The sequence below is a fragment of the Enterococcus alishanensis genome (assembly GCF_019218635.1).
Taxonomy (GTDB): Bacteria; Bacillota; Bacilli; order Lactobacillales; family Enterococcaceae; genus Enterococcus_A; species Enterococcus_A alishanensis.
Genome location: NZ_JAHUZB010000001.1, coordinates 591,133 through 612,235, shown reverse-complemented (window position 1 = coordinate 612,235; position 21,103 = coordinate 591,133). Strand labels below are relative to the sequence as shown.

Genomic DNA, 21,103 nt, shown 5'->3' with positions numbered 1-21,103 from the left:
ATCTGACAATCTCCTTACTTTAATGCATTTTCTAGTGTTGCCAACCTATCAGCCGCAGCTCCTGAAAACATATAAGACCCTACTACAAACCAATTTGCGCCTGCTTCAGCGCAAGCCTTAATGTTTTCGTTATTTACGCCACCATCAACCTGAATGTCAATTGGGCGATCACCGATCATTTCCTTCAATGCAGCAATCTTTTTGTAAATTGGTGCATACAGCGCTTGACCGCCAAGTCCAGGATTTACCGTCATAATTAGCACGTAATCGATTTCATCCAACACCATATTAATTGTTTCAATAGGCGTACCAGGATTTAAAACGACCCCAGCTTTTGCGCCAAGCTTTTTAATCAATTGAATTCCTCTTAACAAGTGCGCGGTTGCTTCTTGATGAATACTGATATATTCAACGCCAGCGTCAACTAATTGTGGGATAAATTTTTCTGGATTTTCAACCATCATGTGAACATCAAATTGAAAAGGCAGAATTTTTTTCAGATCCGCTACTTGTGTCGGACCAAATGCTATATTGGGTACAAAGCTTCCATCCATCATATCTACATGTAAAATTTCAATTCCTAACTCAATTAACGGTTTGACATCATTTTGAATATTTCCAATGTCCGCGCCGAAAATTGAAGGCATGATTTTATTTTTAACCAAGAGTGAAATCTCCTTTCAAATTCGCGTAAATCTTTTCTAGCATATCTATTTCACTTGAGTAGCTAGTTTTTTTGTTGAAGAAGAGCATGTGATAAATCCCATCTGATTTATTCAGCGGCTTAACCCATAGTTCATTTTTTGATGGGACTAAGAAGAACCAAGGTAATGAAGCTTTCGTTTCCTGCCATGCTTCACATACCTGTTCAACTGATAAATCTGGACTTTCAATAATAATTTTTTTGATCTTAGCTGGAATGTAATACATATAAATGAATTTTGAATACAAAAGTAGGAACCCGTATAGTGCGAACAGAATCAAGAAGATACCTTCATGTTCCACTAAAAATGCCAGAAGCTCTCGTCCAGGTTTACCGAGTAACCGGTCATTTATTTCTTCAAAAAGACTCTTCATGTCTATTTCTCCTATCTTTTGTTAATTTAGTAATTGAATAACATCTGATTCATTTTTTGCCTGAACAAGCGCATTCATTTTCTCTTCATTCTCAATCAATGAAATTACCGCTTGAAGTGTCTCCAATTGTTTTTCTGGTTCTTTGATTGCCAGCATAAAGATTAGTCTGACAGGAACTTCAACCTCTTCAGCACCCATTTCTTGAAAGATAACCGGCTGCTTCAATATTCCAACTGCGATTGTTGCTTCATTTACATGCTTACTATCCGTATGAGGAATAGCTATTCCAAAGGTCGTAGTATTCAAACCCGTTGGGAAAATCGCTTCACGATCCTTAATTGCTTGTGCATAGCTTTCCTTAACGTAGCCATTCTTAAACAGCAGCTGACTTATATAGTCTAGAACTGCTTCTTTACTTAATTCTTCCTGTTCATCAAAAAAAGTGATGTTTTTCGAAATTACCATATTTACCAAGTCATTCATACGTATTTACCTTCCATTTTCCTTTATTTACCTAATAAACGATCACCAACAGCCCCACCAGGATGATTAATGCCAAATTGTTCTTTTGTAAATCCTGTGTAGGTCATCAGTGCGATACAGACAGCATCAAACGTAGACATCACTGCCAAAGTACTTGCAGTCGCCAGCATATTGAACGTATCTGGTTCTTTATCTACAGAGATCTTTAAGAATAAATCAGCATACTTACCAATTGTTGAATCTGGATTTTCTCCGACTCCAACAATATAAGCTTTCTGTGCTTTGAAGGAATCCAATAAGTTTGTCAACTCAATCGTATTGCCTCCCTTAGAGATAACAATGACGATGTCTTTGTCGGTGATAATACCCATCGATCCATGAACAGCATCTGCTGGATTTAAATAAACTGCTGGTACACTGACACAAGATAGTGAGTGAACGATTTTTTTAGCCGCAGCCCCAGATGTTCCACACCCGCTGACGATTACTTTCCCTTGCTTCTCGCCAATTTTTTCGACTAATGTTGTCAGAACGTCCATATCAACCGTTTCACTTAATTTTGCGATTGTATCTGCTTCGATACTCAATGTATTCAACATACTATCTTTGATTTCTTGCTTGTTCATATTTTTAGTTTCCTCTCTTAGTTAGAAATTTCTTTTAATATTTTTACTACTTCATGCTTGTCATCCGTATTGGTAAGTCTGGAAATGATCTCTTGAGATTCAGCAATCGTTAAGATGTCGATAATCGCTTGATTGTGTTGTTTTTTATCAATCGGTGCGATGAAAAAGACAAGCTTCAAGGATTGGTCCTTTGAGTAGTTGAATCCTTTTCGAACGATCAGTAGGCTAATACCAATCTTTTGTACGCCTTCACTTGGAAGCGCGTGCGGAATGGCGACATCTTCACCTAAAATCGTGTAAGGATCATCAAAGTCGTGGGTATCAATTACACTTTGAATATAGTTTTCCGTGACGGAACCATCCAATAATAATGGTTTCCCTGCAAGAACCATCGCTTCTTTATAGTCTTCCACCTGATCAATAATTGATATCCGATCAATTGAAAGAAAGTCGGAAATTCTTAACGTGCTATTTTCAAATGAGGAAGAGATTCGTTCATGCTTAATCGGTGAATTGTCACCCAAAATTGCAAGAATATTCCCCTTAACCTCAGCTCTCTTGTCATTCGGAATAAATTCTGATATCTCTCCCATGATCCTTTCGACAGTGTTGAGTCTATCCTCTATACCAAATACTTTTTTAAAAACAAATGCGCGTAATTGCTTTTTTTCTTCTTCTGTCATTGTTGCTTGAACAACAAAGCAATTATCGTAAGAATGAAAATGACCGATTGAAAAAATGATATCTACTTTGAGATTACTTTTTTCAAAGGCTCGGTGAGACACTGGTTCATAAAAATAGACTTCAGGAAAGATATCCATTAACTGTGACAGCATTAGCTGAGAATAAGTAACTCCCTTGGGACAAATGACGATTGCTGTCTTCATCTTCGGATAATCGGTTTTCCCTTGTGGCAAGATTTTTGAACCAAAAATTAAGGAAATGTACATGATTTCTATATCGGGTAACGGTACTTCTAATAGTTCTTCTAAAGGTTTAAAACAGTCTCTGATAATCGAATTCAAGAAGTCATATCGAGCGATGACGTTTTCTAAAAATTCCTGTTCATATAATTCATTGTTTTCATTGATTAGATAGCGAATACGATAATACGCCGGTGTCAGATGGTACATAAGGCTATTAAGAATCGTTTCTCGATCCTTTAGTTCGATGGAAGTTTTCACTTCAAAATTGTCGATGCATGCATTTAAGGCTTTTTGCAGCTTCTTTGTAATTGTTTCATTCACGAATTTAGCAGAAATTATTTTTGAAGTTAGAATCTGTAGAGAAATATAGATTGTTTCTCTTCGCCCATATTTTTCAAGTGAGAGTATTTCTTTAATCAATCGAACCTCGGTCAGTTTCGAGATATCTAACTCCTCTTCTGACGTCCTTTCCTTCACGAATTTCCCATTTTCAATTCGATTAAATAGGATTAGGAGAAAGTAAGGTAGAATCCTAAATTGCTCATCAGTGAAACGAATTTCTAACTCTTTTTCAATTCGTTTTAGTTTCTGCACCATTTCTGAATTTTCTTGCGTCGTCGCACCAGAAAATCCATCTAGTATTTGAGTTCCATTCGACATTTTGTTAACATGATAGAGAGTTTCTTTTATGAAATCTCTGATCAGTAATTCATTGCCCGAAATTGAATAGCCTTGTATGCGAGAATAACTAATCTTAATCGAGTGAATACTTAGTTTTTCTTTGAGCTTTGAAAGGTCTCGTAAAATCGTATTTTTACTAACCTTCAACTCATATGAAAAGTACTCTAAAGAAAGATCCAGGGATTCGTTGAATAATAATAGTGCAAGTATCATTATTCGCTCATCCTCAGAATAGAAAAGGTCCATATCTTTATCTATCTCTTCGTCTTTTCGAATAAAGTTTATTACTGAGCGATCAATAATAAATCCACCATTTTTTGTTCTTCGTATACTTGGCAATTCATTTTCATTCAAGTACGCATTGATCTTACTAATCGCATACTTGATTTGATCTTTTGATAGCTGTAGTTTTGTTTCCAACCCCTTCCTTGTTGTATTAGGGTTAGCAACGATTTCTTGCAATACTGTAAAATATTTTTCTTCTAACATTTTCTAACCCCTCCTTTGCTTGTTTTCCCGATTTCAAAATTTTTCTTCCTTTCCTTATGCCTTCATTATAGATTGTCAGCGAAAAAATGTATAAGCGTTTTCATGACGAAATTTCCCTTACCTAATCCCTCACTTGGTGACGTTATTATTAAAGCATCAATCTCCAAATATATAAATAATATGGAGGCCTTTTTATAAAAAAATCGTTTTTTTATATTTTATTACTTATCAAGAATAATCAAAGTTGCACAGTGTACTAATTTATTTCCCTCAAGTTTTCCTCACTGATTAACTTTTGAGAATTCAGGTCCACTGATTTAATCATCTTGTTAAAAACTTATTCTATTATTTCATTTTGATATCCGCTACCTAGGTTTTCAATTTTTGAAATCCTCTTTAATTTGCAATCGTAGACTACTTTAAAAATGTTCATCCCGTTTACCCACTCTTGATTACTCTTCTTGCTTTGATAATTGACTACTGCTAAACCTTCCTCCTTACCATTTTGTGATTTCTTAGAAAAAATCTCTAAATTTGTCAATCGAGATGAAGTACCGTTCACTTCTTGATAAGTATTTCTATTTTTTCCTAAATAATTTATTTTCAAATCCTCTGATAAATATGAAGATACTTCTCTCTTTCGATCATCATAATTCTCAGGAGTAAAATTTAGATTTGCTTCAAATAACTTCGTAACTATATTGATAAACTCCGTGTTCAATTCCGAATCTACTCCCGTATTTTTCTCAACAATCTGCTTTTTTTTTATTGATTCAGAATAAGCCTGATTTTTCTCTGATAATTGCCCATTTTCTTGCAACAACTCTTCCTGTTTTTGTTTGAGTTCTTTCTGCTTTTCATCTTGATCTGCAACAGATTCTCTTAGCGATAAATTTTCTTGATGCTGCTGAATATTCCAAAAGCTAACTCCTAGGATAGCTATCACTAAAATCGCTTCAATAAATATATGTTTTTTCATTTTATCGCCTCATTTCTTTTGCTTTACTTTTTCGCTTCTTTAGCTAACTTTCCGATTCCATCTCTCACCGCTGACGAATTGGAAACATCGTTAGTTAAGACAACAATCGCATAGGGCTTATCACTCAGTACAATCCCTATATCATTTTCTACTGTCGTAAGCTCACCTGTTTTATTTGCTACTGGAAAATCTAATTGACTAGGAATTTTGGTTTTTACTTGTTGACGCTTCATGATTTCAAGCATTGAGGAATACTTAGGATTTCCTCTATTTTGATAAAGTTTTTTTAGAAACTTCATGGTGTCTTGAAGTGACGTGTAATTTTCTTTACCTGTCGCTAACATTTTTCGTTGTAGTTTCGTGCTTGAATATCCTTTCTCCACAAAATAATTATTTAGTGTTTTCATACCAACATGATCAATTAAAGTATTCGTTGCATCGTTGTCACTTACCGTAATCATTCGATCAATCAAACTTTGAACAGATTGACCAGATGCACTCTCACCAGTCCGTCTTTTATCGAAGAGATATTCCATGATAAAGACCTTAATTACTGAAGCAGAAACCATTTGTGTATTGTTGTTGTTCGAGAGATATTTCTTGTCGTTGAAATAATAGACACCGTAAGCAACCTTCCCTGCTGATTGATTAATCTGATCCAAAGCCTTAAATGATCCTTTTTGTCCTTTACTATTACCACCTGAAGGTGCTCCGACAGCACGAGCAAAACAGATATCACCTGACAACAAGTAGCCAAAGGAAGTATCAATCTGTCCTTCATGAACAGAGTCAGCACCGTAACCACCAATTTCAATAATCTTCGTTCCGATTCCGTGGTAGTTTTCTGCTAAAATCGCCGTGTGCCCATCGTTACCAAATCCAGCTCCCAAATTAACCACAATAATATCCCCTGCTTTGGCTTCACTCTCCGGTATTTCTTGAAGATATTGCTTTGATCCTCGTGCATCAGAAGTCATGGATGGTGTTGCCCAAGGTGTTTGAGGAGTCCTATATCCAGCCTTGGTCAAAACAAACCAGACGAAACTGGAACAGTCTGCAAAACCATTCTTTGCTGGATTCTCAATCGTCCCGAATTGCGTTCTTTTTTCTTGAGAATAGCTGAAATAGCCTATCAATCCTCTAGCGACTTCTAAAATATCTCCACCATTACCTGTGGCTGCTGAAGCACATTCAGCGGCTAAACTTTCCAATTGTCCGGCAGCCGCATTTTCCAAAGCAACACTTGAAATTGGGTCGCTGCTACCAAATTTGGCAAACCATTTATCCGCTCTTGCATTTCGTTCGGCCGAATGCCACTGAGACGAATCCTGACTAAGCCCTTCAAACCACATCAACCATTGGTGTTGGGCTTCATGAACATCCGTCAATTTCAATGCCGCTTTCGCCTTTGCATAGTAGGGATCATCCAACTCACTCTTCAAAAACTCTAGTTGAACACCTAGATTAGACATTTCTTTCCCTTTTTCGGCCGCAAATTTCCTCAATGCCTCTTTTCGAGAACCTAACCATTGGGCTAATCCGAAAGCACCACTTGAGGGATTTTCGATAGCAGAATTAAATCCTCCACTTTCAAAATCAATACATCCCATCGGTCCAGCCGCACCCTGGCTTGTTGCCTCTAGCTCTTTTATAAAAAAATCGTAGATGACTTTTGCATTTTCTTCTGTTCCAACATTATCCGCATCAATGGATATGGCACTTGGGATATCTTGACAAGTTTCCTCGTCATCAATCCCCATAATGTACATACCCATCAGAAATAGAAAAATAGCAGCTAATACTGAGAGCGAACATCCCAAGCAGCCACAACCGCAGCCTCTTTTTTTCTCAACTTTTTCCATTACAATATTCCTCTCCAAAAAAAAAACCCCCAAAGAATTGTTTTTCTCTAGGGATCAATGCGATATTTATTTTTGTGGACTTCTACCTTCTGGCAAAGTAAAATCTCTACCAATCTTGGCTTCAATCATTTTGCCTGATACAATGCTACTTGAGTGATCACTCGAACGTGGATTGTCATAAATCATCTTTTTGGAGCTACCCGTCATCTTTATTGTTCGATCATTTCGTGAGTGATCACTTACTCGTTGCATTGAATGCAATGAAGTATGTTGATTGACCAACGCTCGTGATTGTTTTAGTTGCGTGATTTGTTGTGTCAAAGAGTCGTTCGCAATTAGTTGTGGCGTATTCAGTCGTAGTGGTATTGATTTGCCAACATGATTTTTAGCTGGTTGTGCCAACGTTAGTTTTCGATTGCCCGCATTCGGAGTCTTCCCATCGTGTATTAGCCTATCAATTGGTAATGATGAAATCGAGAGTGGAATATTTTTCTTGATCACTGCTTTAGAAGGTTCACTTATAGGTTCTGCTACTTTTCTTGGCAGCGGAGAAGGTGGTGTTCCAATAGTGGGTCGAATTTCTGCTGGCAGTTGTTTTCTTTCATAAGGCAACTGCTTCTTACGTCCATGTGCAATTTCAGTAGGCTTTGTACTCGACTTTTTAACAGGTGTGGTACGTTGCTGTTTTGTTCGCTGGTACAATTGGCTCGCTGCGATAATACCAGGATGGATCTTCCCAGCAATGTTCGCACCTTTCAAAATCGCTTTTTCTGTTAAATTTTTCCCCCTATGAATTGTTTGAGTCACTTCTTTTGTTGTGTTTTGAGCATTTGTTTTAGCTTTGGACAGTGTACGATCCGCATATCCCAATCCTAATTTCGCTAAAATATCTTTTCGTTTTAGAAATACAATCAGCGACACGATTCCCCTAACAAACATATTACCGATAAAGCCCGCAATGGTATTCATCGTGATCAAATCATCAATAATATTGAAAACAAGAAATGCTACCAGGATCAGCACACTATAAATAGATTTCTGGAAAATAAATCCCACAAAAGTTTTCCCCCCACGAAAGATCATATAATCCATGCCTGGAAAGAAGGAGACGATCAACATAAACGCTATCGCCAGTAGCATCAATAAAACACCTAATTGAAATAGGAAACGCACCATTCCAATCATCAGAATGGGAATTCCTAGTGATACATTTAAACTTGGACTCATGATTCCTACGATCATTTTATAGATACTTTTCGTTGGTTGGATAAATGCTCTGTAAGAGTCTGTCTTCTCATCATCTTCTTTTGCCGCATCGCTGACGGCAGCAGAAATCGTACTCATATCTTCATTTTTAATAGTTTTCGACAAGAATTCGGCCGGATCAATTCCTGCTTTTTTTAATTCCGAAATATCAGTGGTACCATAATTTAATAACAGATACGGGTCTACTACAGCCTTTTGATAATACATTTCTCGAATCTGATTAATGGCTTCTTCACTTGTCGTTGCAACACTCAGATCATCAATTCCATTGGTTGCCTCAAAGATAATCCCTTCAACAGCGGTTGACCAAGTATTTAAGTCCTTTGTCAATTTCTCTCCCTGACTTGTTACTCTACCATTGCCAAACCATAAAATAGAAAAACCGACTACACACAAAAAGCGCACCAAGGTACGCTTTGCTTGATTGCCGTTTTTACAGACCTTTAAATAAAAAATATAGACTACATATAATCCGGTTAATCCCAATCCTACAACATTAAATAGTTGATCATAAATATTTTTAGAGAATTGGAAAAAAGTATGTATGAGGCCATCCATAGCAGCACCTTTATAGAGTTTTTCAATGATAAAATCGAAAACTTGCCAAATAATTTTGTTTGTACTGAAGGACATATTGGTAATCATCTGAATAAAGTCAGTACCGTTTTTCCCAAATAACATTTTACCGAGAGAAAATTCGTTATCACCTATGTAGGAGGAGAATGTATCCAGGTGATATTTTCCAACAACATAGATATCGCTTTTTTCTACTTTGGCAAAAGCGGAAACAGAAAAAAGGAATGCTATAAGAATGAATCCCATAGCAAATAGTTTGAGCCGCTTATTCACTTTCCTTAGAGTCATATTATCCCTCATTTCGATTTTCAGCAATAAAAAAGAGCCTGTTTCCAGACCCTTTCAAATTACATTTTAGACTAGATATCAAAATCACTATCTTGAACACCAGAAGGTAGCTCTTTTTTGTAAGTATCCTCTGAGTAACTATTTGCAGGAATGATATTGGTTAAATCATTCACATTCAGAATTAGTTCTGAATCTGACATGCTACCTCCATTTGATTGATAGATAAACGATAACTGTCTGATATTATGTTCTTTTTCATAGCTTGCAAAATCATCAAGTGTTTTAATTTCTTCAATTTCCTTCTCAGTTTCAGGAAGTTCGTATTCTGTGTAGCTGTCATAATCAGAATCATCATCCGTATATTCGCTTTTCTTAGGTAATTTAATCCCTTCAAACGTATAGTTCGTCACATCATCTTTTGATACTTTTCTTGGATCATCTTTTGGTGCTGAAATATCAGATTTTTTTACTGAAATTTTATCACCTTCAAATTTCAATTTAGAAACATTTGTTGAAGGGAAGAAGGACTCTGTGTTAAGACCTTCACCATAATACCAATTTCCCTGATATTTATTTTTGAATTCTTCATTTAATCTTTTTTCCAATGCTGCAACAGTTTTATTATATGCCTTCTCTTTTTTTGCTAATTTAGCATCCTTCGCTTTTTCTTCATCTTCTTCTTTTTTAGACTTCAAACGGCTTTCTTTAGCTTTCTCTTTCGCTTCCTTTTCGGCTTTGGAGCCTTCTTTATAAAAATCTTCACCCTCTATTGCCAAATGATCATCTTTTAATGAAAAAGGAAGCGTCTCACTTTGACCATCCAAAGAAACTGTCATTATTTCTTTCTCCTCATCAATATCTACATCGACAACTGTAACTTTCCCCTTATCTCCATCTGAATAATCAGTTTCAACTATTTTTTTCTGATCATCTTCTATTTCCCATACTGTAGTCGTTTTTTCAGAGTAACTGGAGTAATGAATCCACTTCCCACTAAGCTTATTTCCACCACATCCGCTTAGTAGTAATCCCAACACAAAAAGAATACCCAAAACACTCTTTTTCTTCATTCAATATCATTCCTTTTCACAAATATGAGTAAAAGTATAGCAATTAATGGTTTGCTTTGTCTATAAGGTAATAATAAATCTAAACAACTTGTTCCTCTGCCTCACTATTACTGGTTTTCTCTGTCGTTTTCAACGCTTCGGTGAATTCCTCAAATAAACTATGGACATTCAACTTTCCAACTCGTCCATAAATATCACGCATCCAGCATTGACCCTTAATCATTCGTTTCATTTCTTTTCGATTTACCTCATTACACTCTAAACCTAAATGAGTAAGAATTTTATCTCGCTCGCTATCTTCATCGAAAGCAAAGACAATTCCATAATTCCCCTTTTCATCTTCTGTGCCTAGATCATCAATAAACTGAGTATCTAACACTAACTGATTCATCTGAGATCGACCCACACGAGCCATTGATGAAATGATCGCCCGACCTGAATTTGATTTATAAAAAACCCAAGCCTCGGTAAAGTAAACTGCCGTCTTTTGTTCGATATCCCGTTTCCCGAACATCTCGCAAAAACGCCCTAAACTGATCATCAAGCAGAGCGCCTTTCTGTCCGCATCCGAATACAGTTCAGGTGAAATATCGTCTTTGGGTAGCGTTAAGTCTTGAATTTCTAGAACGGTTGTTTTTTCTTTAAAATCAAGACCAGCATTTTCGCCATAACTGAAGCCAAGACGTAAAATAGAGTCGATAATTGTTAGGTGCAGAAAACGGCCATATTCATTTATCTTTTCATCACCATGATCCTCTAACCAATCAATAACATGCATTAATCCCACTTGTTCTCCTTTTTCTCGTTGGTATAACACTTTTTGAATACCTTCAAGCACGGCTCCTTTTAATTTATGATCTTTTCCTAACGGACTTAATTCATTGATCATATCTTGAGCCACCTGTTTTGCATCGATTCTATTCAGATAAACAAACGGGTCTAATACTCCATAATTCTCTTCTTTACTTACATCCAACGTCACATAGTTAATGCTGTTTAGATGCTGGACAAATAATGGATAATTCTGTTGGTAATAAGGATTATTGGTCAGTTTTCTAAACCATTTTTTCTTTTCACCTTTTGGATCGATAAAAAGACTCTTAGCTTCTAAAAAGGAACTATAAAGAAAGATTAGTCCGACTAGAAACGTTTTACCTTTACCAGTTTTTCCGGTGACCGCCATGTGTGGTGCATCATACAGTGCTCCTTTAATCCCTTCAGCGATAGCCAATGGATTTAGAAAGACATATTTATTTGAGGCATAAATGAGTTCTTCTAATTCAGTTTTTTCACCTTTGGAACCCTTCAAGCCGACAACATCTTGTCGCCCAATATACCAGCCCGAATCCATTCCCAATTCGGTAATCGTACCAAATAGCAGCTCAGCAATAGCATCAACATTGGTTCGCTGCTTCCAATGCATTTGACTTCCTAACGGATGACCCATCAGGAGCTTATAAAACAATTTGATTTGATCGTTTTTTCCTCGACAGACTTTCACACTTTGACTCAGTAATTTGATGATAGATAAGCTCCGCTGTCGGACTTCTTCTTTCGTGTTGCCGTACACAACAAAGCACCCCAACCAGTCAATGATCGGTTCATTATTACTCATGCGTTCCCTCATGTGCTTCAGCAAATAACGAATTGTCAAAACACGATCTGTTGGTTCATCTCCGTGCTTCTCCTGATCACTTTGTTCATCCTTAAATCGATTATTCAACCAACCTGCTCGTATTTGAAGTCCTTGCGAACCGTTTAGTTCGGGATAATGGAGCTTCATTCGGAATTCTACAGGGAAATTCAAATCTTGAGCGAACTGAAAAATGTTCATATTGCTCATATTATCTGGAAAAGTCCCAATTGGCAAAATGGATAAATAGCTTTCTCCCAGTTCATCTTCGATTTTCAAAATACCTTTCCCGTTTTTCAGCGACCGAATAATCGCTGATTGAATATCCTCAATATCCTGCCAATGGTTTTCGTCTTCAATTTTGTGTGGCATGCCTCTGATGTATTGCAAACGATTTACATAGATCATTTCAGTTTTATCCAATGGACGAATCGAAAACGAATAGAGAAGTTGAGTAATTTCTTTTGAAATAGAAGCCACTTGGTCTAAAATCGATTCACCGTCCGTCAATTCATATCCAACAAAACCTAGAACTTCATCTGCTATCTCAGATGAGACTTTCTTGAACACATCTTTAAAGTTTTCAGCAATATATTGATCCTTCACCTTCAAACCCAACAAAAAAGAAGGTCGGTAAACCGTACCTTCTCTCTCCAATAAACTGACTGTTTCCTGGGAATAGTATTCCCCAAGATCAGAATTTTTTTGATCAAAACCTTCAGATAATTTTGTAAATCGACTAGATAAATTCATCGTTCGAGGAAACATAATCAACTCAACATCCTCATACGGTGCCAGTAACTGCATCAAATTTGCCATCTGTTCCTTATTCTCTTGAACTGCTTTGGGATTATTTTGCGAAATCGTTTTTGGTGACACTTGATAATAAGCCCAAATATTATTGTCACCTGACAATAACAAATTATCCTTGATCATACGAACAGGACTTTTAGTATTAGTCATCTCTTCCCCTCCAAACTAAAATCATCATATCTATTAATAAAAAACTCTAAGTACTTCTGAAAAAGTTACTTAGAGAAATAAGTGAGACTTTCATTTATATCGCTTAAATTTTTTAATTGTGCATTCTTCAAAATATCTATTTATATGTTCCTCTTATTAACTTAACCAAATCGTACCAACAAACTGAGACCATGCCTAAAATCGCACAAACTCCTAATTGTGACAAAGATAATGGCGCTAAATCCAAAAAGCCATTAATCGGTGAATAAATCAAAGCTAATAGAACAAGTATAGTTCCGCCAAGTATTAGCCAAATGACTTTATCGTGAATCAATTTGACAAATGTTTGAATGCCAAACAAATGATTCGAACTATTAACTTGCACTAAGAAAAGATTGGCTACGATCAAAACGGCTAACCCCATGGTACGGGCTAGCTCATCATTTGATGGATCTTGTTGTAATGTAAAATAATACACCAAAAATGATGCCAAGAAAATGAACAGTCCTTGCAGTACACTTTTGAAAAGTAGTCCTCTGCTTAGGATACTTTCTTTTGGATCACGTGGCGGACGATCCATGATATCCGGCTCACTAGGTTGTCTTTCCAGCACAACGGAACAGGTAGGATCAATGACTAATTCCAACAGCACCACATGAACTGGTAACAGAAGCAACGCTGCTTGTGGAATGCCGAGTATTGGACCAAAAAGCGCAGTCAACGCGATCGGAATATGGATCACAAAAATATAACCAATCGCTTTTTTAATATTATCGTAAATCCGGCGACCATCTCTCACGGTGTTTACGATAGTAGAAAAATTGTCATCCATCAAAATCAAATCGGCGGCTTCTCTGGAAACTTCCGATCCGCGTTTGCCCATGGCAATCCCAATATCCGCATATTTTAATGCAGGCGCGTCATTCACGCCATCTCCGGTCATGGCAACAACTTCTCCTCGTGCTTTGAAGGCTTGAACGATACGCATTTTATGCTCTGGCGTTACACGAGAGAAGATATTAATATCCGTTACTTTTTCTATCAGCTCATTGTCAGACAATGTGTCGATCTCTGCTCCAGTAATGAATTCATTGGTATTAGCTATAGCAACCTTTCGTGCAATCGCACCAGCCGTGACTCCATTGTCACCAGTGATCATCACGACTTTGATTCCAGCTTTCTGACACTGTTGAATGTCTTCCATGACACCCTTTCTTGGCGGATCAGAGAGACCGATCAACCCAAGAAAATCCAACTCGCTCTCTTCAATGGAAGCTGGCACCTCATTTTCCGATGAGACGATTTGCTCTCCTACTGCGATTACGCGCAATCCTTCATGAGCGAATTGATCAATCACGCTCATTATTTCTGCCTTTTCTTTTGAACCAATCGTTGAGATATTCAGCACACTTTCTGGTGATCCCTTTACAGTAACTTCAATCTGATTGTTTCGTTGCCAGATATGTCCCATCATTTTTAACTCATCGGTAAAAGGGTACTCTTTTACTAGCGGTCCGTTAAACAGCTTCTCTTTACTCCAACCATGGGCTTCGTCATATTCTAACATCGCAATTTCCATTGGATCATAAGGATCGGTTTCACTGGCTAAGCCCATCGTTTCAATCAATCGATCTTCGGATTGTCCTGAGACCGTCCAAATTTCTGTGACAGTCATTTTGTTTTCCGTGATCGTCCCAGTTTTATCTACAGCTAAAACAGAAACAGCTCCCATTGTTTCAACAGCAGGAAGTTTTCTAATCAATGAATTTTTTTTCGCTAATCGCCATGCCCCCATAGAAAGAAAGACCGTCAATACAACTGGAAACTCTTCAGGGATCATGGCCATCGCAATGGTGATACCTGATAAAATGCTTTCTACAAAGCGATCCTTCAACGGCAGATCAGCGTCGTTGAAAAAGGTCACTCCTGCGACTAATAGTAAGAAAATCAGTGCTATGATCGCACAGACTTTAACCAGTTTTCCAATCTGCTTATCCAAAGGAGTCGCTTCATCTTCCGCTGTAGCCAAATGTTTCCCAATTTTTCCATACTCTGTATGCGAACCGATTTTATCGACTAAGATTGTTCCACTACCTGTCGTTACCAGCGTCCCAGTATACACGTAGTCATCGCGCCAATAGTCTTCTGATGATGATTCCTCTGCTTCCGCAATTTTTTTCCATACGGCTTCGGCTTCGCCAGTCAGAGAGGATTCATTGATTCGTAAATCGTTAGCTTTAATGACAAAACCATCCGCAGGAACTTTGACCCCTTCTTCAATCAACATTAAATCTCCGGGGACCAACTCTTGACTTAAAATCTCACTCGTTTGACCATCACGAACGACCTTGATCTTTGGTGCGGAAAGGTCTTTTAAAGCATTCAAGGTTTGATCCGTTTTCCATTCTTGTATCACTTCTATGGCAATAATCACTACCACAAAAACCAGCATAATTAAACCATCTTGAGGCTCACCTAAAAAAAAGTAGATCAAAGCTGCAATAATCAAAAGTAAAAACATCGGCTCCATAATAATATGAAAGACCTTCATGTAAAAAGGTTCCTTCTTTTTTTGTTCCAGCTGATTTAGCCCGAATTCATCCCTTTTAAGTGCAACTTCTTCCTTATTTAATCCATTCCAATTTATCTTTTTCATATCGATTCTTCCCTTCATTTTTTGTAAATCGATTGTTCCATCATACGTTTTTGTGAAGGGATATGCGAGAAATAAGGAGCACTTTTTAGCAGATTGTAACTGTTTAGCAGGGGGGAATTTCAAGTCATCCCCTACCCATAAAAAATAAAATAAAGGCGCCCCTAAATCAAAAATAAGCACCATTAAAAAATATATTCGTATTACCCATAAGGAGAATCCGTTTTATACAACTGTTTGGATTGATTATTTAAAATGTATCTTCTTATCTACTTCTGATCGCTTGTAAGACGACCCGTTGAAGAATACTACATTTCTCCATTGAATAGATACAGTATAAAGAATAAGATCGAAAACATAGTAGTGAAGTTTCTTTCCATCTGGCTGAACCTTATTTAGTAGAAGTACGCTTGCTACTGGAAGACCTATATAACAAAGTGCTGGGAAAAATGGGAGTGTTTCTGAAACGCTTTGAATGAATTCACGAAAAAATCCCCACATCAATCCCAGCACTAAGATAAAACTGCCGATATTTACCACGGCTATTGGCGCAGGCAAACGACCCAAATTACCTAAATCTTGTATCCGATAAGGTTCTTTGAACGCTACCGAGTAATTATACGGTTCCCACTTCATGATTAACCTCCAAATAACTTTTCAATAATCGTGCCCATGCCGTCAAAAACTTTTTCTGGATCATTCAAGAAGAAATAAGCAATGGCTCCACCGACAAAAGCCGAAATAATTTGTACCACTTTTGACTTCGCAAAATTCTTTGATGCTAAATAGACAACAAGCATGATGATCGCATATTTCCCTTGCTCCAGTATAAAATCAGATAATTGTTTTAATCCCATTCTGTCTTTCCCTCATTTCTACCAAGTATGGTCTAGTTTCTGGACATAATACTTGTCGGATTTTTTTACTACTTCAAACGACATATTTTCTTGCCATAGTAACTCTGTCCCTCTATCTTTGAATTTGACTGCTGCTTTAACCAAGAAGTACTTTTTCTCCTTAAACACTTGACCAGTCACCTGATCAATACTTGCTGAACCTTGCAGCCCTTCTGGATTGTCCATCATATAGCGCATATCTTTTGAAGAACTCTTCGCATACTTTTCCAAGAATTCTTCAATATAGGTCATCACTTTTCTTCGAGTATCGCCATCAACAGAATTAAAATCGTTCTGATCATAATCCAAAATTTTTGCTTTTTCTTTGTTTTCCTTCAAGGCAGTGAAATAGGGATAGGAAATCACTCGACTCCCAGCTTTAGAAGATTGAAAGGGAATATTTAGTAATTGACTAGCAGATACTTCCTTTAATTGATCCTCTTCCCCGTTAGTTTCAATCACATAAGTAACTTTATATATGGCAGTCGAAACACCAGAAACTTTTTTTAAGGAAACAAATGATGCTGCCTTTAAAGTACGCTTCCCAGAAAAGATCGAATTGTCTTCTTTGATCCCTTGAGCAAAATACTCTTTTAGTAGGGTTTCCTCTCTCAACTTTTGAGTATCACTATCTTCAGAGATCGCCATATACAAGGCCACAAAACGGTTCATGAAAGATTCAATTTCAGGAGTGAGCACTACTGAATTGCTGGCGGTATCTTTGCTTTTTTGTTGGATCGCAGAAACCTCTTTATTAAGTAAACTCACTTTTATTCGTAGTCCCTGGGTCTGAAGAAACGCCAAAACCCCAGAGACACTCAAAAAAAGGATCACTCCCCAGAAAACACGTCTCATTCCCTTTGTCTGAATTTTTCGTGCTTTCGGTATTTTTTCACTCGTAGTATTCTCTTTCTTTTTAATTAGCCGTCTCTTCATCCCAGGGAATACAACCTCCAATCGTCAAAACCCTTTATTGTTTAATTAACCGTTTCCTCCAGACCATTCTAACCAATGAAATTAAGCCCAATCCTAATGCAGATAAACTTCCCGTAGCGGATTCCCCCGTATGAGGTAAAACTTTAATCGAACCGTCTTTGGCCTTGATGGAAATATTACCATCCGGTAAAGTTGTGGCTTCGCTTTCGATAGGTGTTAGTCCGGCTGCTGTTTGTTTGTATGCAATACCGTCTCTCACTGAAACAATTTGTTCGCCAGTTACCGTTTCCACAGGTGCATCCACAGTTGGATTTATTACAACAGCCACTGGATTATTAACTGGAATTGACGGTACTTGTGGTGTCTGAGGCTGTTCTGGTTGAGCGGGTTGCTCTGGCTTACTTGGTTTTTCCGGCTGTTCGGGCTTCTCTGGGACTTCGGGAACTTCTGGTGTTTCGGGAACCTCTGGTATCTCCGGTACTTCTGGTGTTTCTGGAACTTCCGGTGTTTCCGGTACTTCTGGCGTTTCGGGAACCTCTGGTGTTTCGGGTTCTCCTGGTAATTCAGGATCAGTCGGTAATTCTGGGTCTGTTGGTAACTCAACAGGCAATTCTTCAGTTAATCCATCAGATGTTGAAACCATCTGATCCACTTGATCTATCGCTGGTTCATTCAATTCACTGGCTTGTGCCAACTGCTCACTAAAATGAAGGCTATATAATGTGATACTGGTCAGCGCCAATGTTGTGATCATTCGTTTTTTCATATACTTTTCTCCATTCACTAAAAGTTTATTTCTAAAGAGTAAATTGTCTTGCTCTCATAGCGTTCTAAAAATAGTTGATTCAGTCCAGAAATGGTTTCAGACACAATTTGTACAGCGTCCACCTCTGGAAAAAGTTGTTTAAATTGATCAATGACTTCTCTGCTGCACCATTTAATGAATTGCGACCGTTGCGCTTCTTTCTCTTTAATATAGCGAACTCGCTGATTGACGTATCGTTGATAAGCAGCTGGATCATTCTTGCATCTGATCTTCATTTCTTTTGGCAATCCAACGAACGGTTGATTCTTTGGGTTCAAGGAATTTAAAACGGCTTCGATCAATAAATGAAAATCTCGAAATTGCTCATCTTCATACCAGGTAAAAAAATTGGACATGCTAAAACAGCCCTTTCTTTCCTAGCTTGAGCGAAACCTTTTGAGATTCAATTCTGATAATTTGTGAGCACCGATAATAGAAAACACGTCCATTTTTTCGATCTCAACGAAAGAATTCCCCTCAAAGAGCTTCAGTAACAAGTCATTCGCTTGATAATTTTAGTAATTAGCGAACAAGTGATAGAACGCAAAACGCCCGTCATCAAATGCTAAATACAATTCATATCTATTCCGCTTGATCCCTTGCTTCCAAGATAAAGCGTCTTTCATCTGCATCCGCTCGAATTTTGAACATAAAAGATAGTGAAAAACATTTATCAGAAGAGCTAGAAGTCCAATGACAAACAGTGAACGAAACATATGCTTATCCCTCCTGTCTTTTTTTCATGTACACAGAATAGAGATCAAGAAAGCTGTCCGCTAATTGCTGGATCACATAATTTTGCAGAAACCGATTATTCTGAATACGCATCATTTCATAGCCTTCGGTAAAGTGATCCTCCTCTTCATAGCGTTTTGTTGCTCGATGTCGCTCACTTTGTTTAATGAACGCAAAATCTGTCGCCCCAAAAATCACTGGTGTAAGCAACCCTTCAGAATAAAGAAGGTTGATATATCGTTCCGCAAAATGTTCCGCATTCATGATATTTTTCTCTCGCTCTTGGAATAGATACTCACGAGCAATCACCGCATTTGTCACACTGTCACTGAGATACCGATAATCTGGTGGTCGATTTTGATCAGCTTCAAATTTCTGATAAAGCAGCCATGCACATCGATATTCTGCCTGAAGGTATTCCTTTTCCTTTGGCAAAAACTCATCGATGGCACACAACTGACGGATTGAAGATTCAAACAAATATAGGTAGTGTTCAACGAATTCCTCTTCAGCAATTGGTTCTCCTATGAAATCCATTTCTACAAATTCACCTCCATACAAAAAAGAGACTCCAGCGAGACTCTTCTATCCCAACTACTCGAATTTAATTATCAAAAAGTACTGTTTGCGGATCAATCAACATTCCTTGATCAAGGCTGTTATCCCTGCAAAGTTCGAAATGCAGATGACTACCTGTACTATTTCCAGTACTTCCAACGTAGCCGATTAATTGACTTTGTGATACCTTATCTCCAACTTTTACTGCATACTGTTGTTGGTGAGCATACAAGGCGGTTGAGCCATCCTCATGTTGAATAGCGACCACATTTCCCCAAGAATTGTGATACTCCGCCTTAATGACAGTTCCAGACTTAACTGCATGGATTGGTTCTCCCTGCCGTGCCGCCATGTCTAATCCTCGATGAAATTCTGATCCACGATTCCCATATTGACTTGAGATTGTATAGTTGCGAATGGGTACTTTATAACCAGCACTGCTTATTTCAGGTCCTTGTAGTTCTTTATCGTAATAAGTCAGATCATAGGTTTCAATCAGACCATTCAATTTTTGATCATACTGAGTATCCGTTGCATAGCGTCCGGTAAGGAACTTTGTTGCTTCTTGATAGGTGTCTGTATTTGATTTCCAGACTCCAGAATAATAATTGGAATCTCCAGTGAGTCCTTCTTTTAACAGCGTGGCATAATCAGTGAAACAATCCTCATAATTCTCATAAACTCGAAAACCCGATTGCGTGGCATAGAGTGTGCCATTCCCGAAGTCTTCTTGTGTTGCCATCGAAACAGATTTCCCGTTGTGACTTCCTTTAATCCCAAACAAATTATAGTTTGGTGCTTGCGCTAATTGACTTTGACCCGAAGCTGATTCTAAGATTGCCTGGGCGATCATCACTGACGCATACAAGTCTTTTTCTTTCCCAATCTTTCGAGCTGATTCACCAATTTTTCGGATAAATGTTTCCACCGATTCATCTTTCTCAAAGTGAATGCTTCCATCTTGGGTAACGAGGCTTGCTGGTACGGTTCGGGACAACTCCACCGTTGCTTCTTGATTAATTTGATCTGGAACTTCTTGTGTCTCTTGAATAGATGGTGCTGTTGAATTCTCTTGTTTTGGTTCTTCTTGTTTTGGTTCTTCTTGTTTTGGTTCTTCTTGTTTTGACGATTCTTCTTTTGACTCCTCTTTTTTTGAATTATCCTGACCACTTGGTGTCGTGGATTCCGAAGATTTCGTCACACTGCTAGAGGATTCCTTAGAAGACTCACTACTTGAGGTAGTACTGCTTTCTGATGGTTCCTCAGTTGATGAGTCACTGCTAGACTCAGAACTGCTTTCTTTGGTTTCAGTAGTATCCACTGACTTTTGAACTTGTTCAGTCGATTCTTTCACAGAGGGTAATTCATTTGCCCATACTGCTACTGGTGTCGAAAGAAACGCTTGTATAGTGAAAATCAAAGCTGAAGCAATTCTCGAAAATTTCTTCACTTGATTAATTCCCCCTTATTCAATTCTATTGTTTAACATATCGTCATATTTACCTGCACTCAATATCGCCATAATGATCACGCCAAACAACGCACCCGTCATGAAGGCAATAATAATCCAAAACATAGGCTACTCTCCTTTACATTCATTT

Annotated in this window: 18 protein-coding genes; all 18 read right to left on the bottom strand. The window is 37.8% G+C overall.

Features of this window, described 5'->3' with window-relative positions; genetic code table 11:
- Positions 1-14 precede the first annotated feature (14 nt).
- Positions 15-665, bottom strand: coding sequence for a ribulose-phosphate 3-epimerase (gene rpe, locus KUA55_RS03000; RefSeq protein WP_246601354.1), 651 nt, complete (start codon positions 663-665; stop codon positions 15-17).
- Positions 658-1,077, bottom strand: coding sequence for a hypothetical protein (locus KUA55_RS02995; RefSeq protein ID WP_218324682.1), 420 nt, complete (start codon positions 1,075-1,077; stop codon positions 658-660). The genes rpe and KUA55_RS02995 overlap by 8 nt, the downstream gene beginning before the upstream one ends.
- Positions 1,078-1,098: 21 nt before the next feature.
- Positions 1,099-1,560, bottom strand: coding sequence for a PTS sugar transporter subunit IIA (locus KUA55_RS02990; RefSeq protein WP_218324681.1), 462 nt, complete (start codon positions 1,558-1,560; stop codon positions 1,099-1,101).
- Positions 1,561-1,583: 23 nt separating this feature from the next.
- A complete protein-coding gene (locus tag KUA55_RS02985) occupies positions 1,584-2,186 on the bottom strand; it encodes a KpsF/GutQ family sugar-phosphate isomerase (protein WP_218324680.1) in 603 nt (200 codons plus the stop codon).
- A gap of 17 nt (positions 2,187-2,203) precedes the next feature.
- Positions 2,204-4,282: a BglG family transcription antiterminator gene (locus KUA55_RS02980; RefSeq protein ID WP_218324679.1), complete on the bottom strand. Its 2,079-nt coding sequence runs from the start codon at positions 4,280-4,282 to the stop codon at positions 2,204-2,206.
- A gap of 337 nt (positions 4,283-4,619) precedes the next feature.
- Positions 4,620-5,261 carry a hypothetical protein gene (locus KUA55_RS02975; protein ID WP_218324678.1) on the bottom strand — a complete coding sequence of 214 codons (642 nt, stop codon included), beginning with the start codon at positions 5,259-5,261 and terminating at the stop codon, positions 4,620-4,622.
- Between the two features lie 23 nt (positions 5,262-5,284).
- Positions 5,285-7,141 carry a phage tail tip lysozyme gene (locus tag KUA55_RS02970; RefSeq protein ID WP_246601353.1) on the bottom strand — a complete coding sequence of 619 codons (1,857 nt, stop codon included), beginning with the start codon at positions 7,139-7,141 and terminating at the stop codon, positions 5,285-5,287.
- 48 nt (positions 7,142-7,189) lie between these two features.
- Positions 7,190-9,253 (bottom strand): CD3337/EF1877 family mobilome membrane protein, encoded by a 2,064-nt coding sequence (locus KUA55_RS02965; RefSeq protein ID WP_218324677.1) that lies wholly within the window; start codon positions 9,251-9,253, stop codon positions 7,190-7,192.
- Between the two features lie 71 nt (positions 9,254-9,324).
- Positions 9,325-10,323 carry a hypothetical protein gene (locus KUA55_RS02960; RefSeq protein ID WP_218324676.1) on the bottom strand — a complete coding sequence of 333 codons (999 nt, stop codon included), beginning with the start codon at positions 10,321-10,323 and terminating at the stop codon, positions 9,325-9,327.
- 79 nt (positions 10,324-10,402) lie between these two features.
- Positions 10,403-12,919 carry an ATP-binding protein gene (locus tag KUA55_RS02955; RefSeq protein ID WP_218324675.1) on the bottom strand — a complete coding sequence of 839 codons (2,517 nt, stop codon included), beginning with the start codon at positions 12,917-12,919 and terminating at the stop codon, positions 10,403-10,405.
- 136 nt (positions 12,920-13,055) lie between these two features.
- Positions 13,056-15,575: a cation-translocating P-type ATPase gene (locus KUA55_RS02950; RefSeq protein ID WP_218324674.1), complete on the bottom strand. Its 2,520-nt coding sequence runs from the start codon at positions 15,573-15,575 to the stop codon at positions 13,056-13,058.
- Positions 15,576-15,818: 243 nt separating this feature from the next.
- A complete protein-coding gene (locus KUA55_RS02945; protein WP_218324673.1) occupies positions 15,819-16,208 on the bottom strand; it encodes a TcpE family conjugal transfer membrane protein in 390 nt (129 codons plus the stop codon).
- Between the two features lie 2 nt (positions 16,209-16,210).
- The gene (locus tag KUA55_RS02940; protein WP_010743153.1) at positions 16,211-16,429 is read right to left on the bottom strand and encodes a TcpD family membrane protein; all 219 of its coding nucleotides are present in this window, start codon (positions 16,427-16,429) and stop codon (positions 16,211-16,213) included.
- A gap of 18 nt (positions 16,430-16,447) precedes the next feature.
- Positions 16,448-17,404, bottom strand: a complete 957-nt coding sequence (locus KUA55_RS02935; protein WP_218324672.1) for a conjugal transfer protein — start codon at positions 17,402-17,404, stop codon at positions 16,448-16,450.
- Positions 17,405-17,438: 34 nt separating this feature from the next.
- Positions 17,439-18,170 (bottom strand): LPXTG cell wall anchor domain-containing protein, encoded by a 732-nt coding sequence (locus tag KUA55_RS02930; RefSeq protein ID WP_218324671.1) that lies wholly within the window; start codon positions 18,168-18,170, stop codon positions 17,439-17,441.
- A gap of 17 nt (positions 18,171-18,187) precedes the next feature.
- Positions 18,188-18,565 (bottom strand): hypothetical protein, encoded by a 378-nt coding sequence (locus KUA55_RS02925; RefSeq protein ID WP_218324670.1) that lies wholly within the window; start codon positions 18,563-18,565, stop codon positions 18,188-18,190.
- Between the two features lie 364 nt (positions 18,566-18,929).
- Complete coding sequence (locus KUA55_RS02920) at positions 18,930-19,505, bottom strand: hypothetical protein (RefSeq protein ID WP_246601352.1); 576 nt, start codon at positions 19,503-19,505, stop codon at positions 18,930-18,932.
- Positions 19,506-19,548: 43 nt separating this feature from the next.
- Entirely contained in the window at positions 19,549-20,952 is a 1,404-nt protein-coding gene (locus tag KUA55_RS02915; protein ID WP_218324669.1) for a glucosaminidase domain-containing protein, read from the bottom strand.
- Positions 20,953-21,103 lie beyond the last annotated feature (151 nt).

Bases quoted from the DNA above. Each gene is read 5' to 3' on its own strand.
- KUA55_RS02950 (WP_218324674.1), bottom strand. From the start codon at position 15,575: ATGAAAAAGATAAATTGGAATGGATTAAATAAGGAAGAAGTTGCACTT.
- KUA55_RS02965 (WP_218324677.1), bottom strand. From the start codon at position 9,253: ATGACTCTAAGGAAAGTGAATAAGCGGCTCAAACTATTTGCTATGGGA.
- KUA55_RS02985 (WP_218324680.1), bottom strand. From the start codon at position 2,186: ATGAACAAGCAAGAAATCAAAGATAGTATGTTGAATACATTGAGTATC.
- KUA55_RS02940 (WP_010743153.1), bottom strand. From the start codon at position 16,429: ATGGGATTAAAACAATTATCTGATTTTATACTGGAGCAAGGGAAATAT.
- KUA55_RS02980 (WP_218324679.1), bottom strand. From the start codon at position 4,282: ATGTTAGAAGAAAAATATTTTACAGTATTGCAAGAAATCGTTGCTAAC.
- KUA55_RS02930 (WP_218324671.1), bottom strand. From the start codon at position 18,170: ATGAAAAAACGAATGATCACAACATTGGCGCTGACCAGTATCACATTA.
- KUA55_RS02990 (WP_218324681.1), bottom strand. From the start codon at position 1,560: ATGAATGACTTGGTAAATATGGTAATTTCGAAAAACATCACTTTTTTT.
- KUA55_RS02935 (WP_218324672.1), bottom strand. From the start codon at position 17,404: ATGAAGAGACGGCTAATTAAAAAGAAAGAGAATACTACGAGTGAAAAA.
- KUA55_RS02955 (WP_218324675.1), bottom strand. From the start codon at position 12,919: ATGACTAATACTAAAAGTCCTGTTCGTATGATCAAGGATAATTTGTTA.
- KUA55_RS02925 (WP_218324670.1), bottom strand. From the start codon at position 18,565: ATGTCCAATTTTTTTACCTGGTATGAAGATGAGCAATTTCGAGATTTT.
- KUA55_RS02995 (WP_218324682.1), bottom strand. From the start codon at position 1,077: ATGAAGAGTCTTTTTGAAGAAATAAATGACCGGTTACTCGGTAAACCT.
- KUA55_RS02945 (WP_218324673.1), bottom strand. From the start codon at position 16,208: ATGAAGTGGGAACCGTATAATTACTCGGTAGCGTTCAAAGAACCTTAT.
- KUA55_RS02975 (WP_218324678.1), bottom strand. From the start codon at position 5,261: ATGAAAAAACATATATTTATTGAAGCGATTTTAGTGATAGCTATCCTA.
- KUA55_RS02960 (WP_218324676.1), bottom strand. From the start codon at position 10,323: ATGAAGAAAAAGAGTGTTTTGGGTATTCTTTTTGTGTTGGGATTACTA.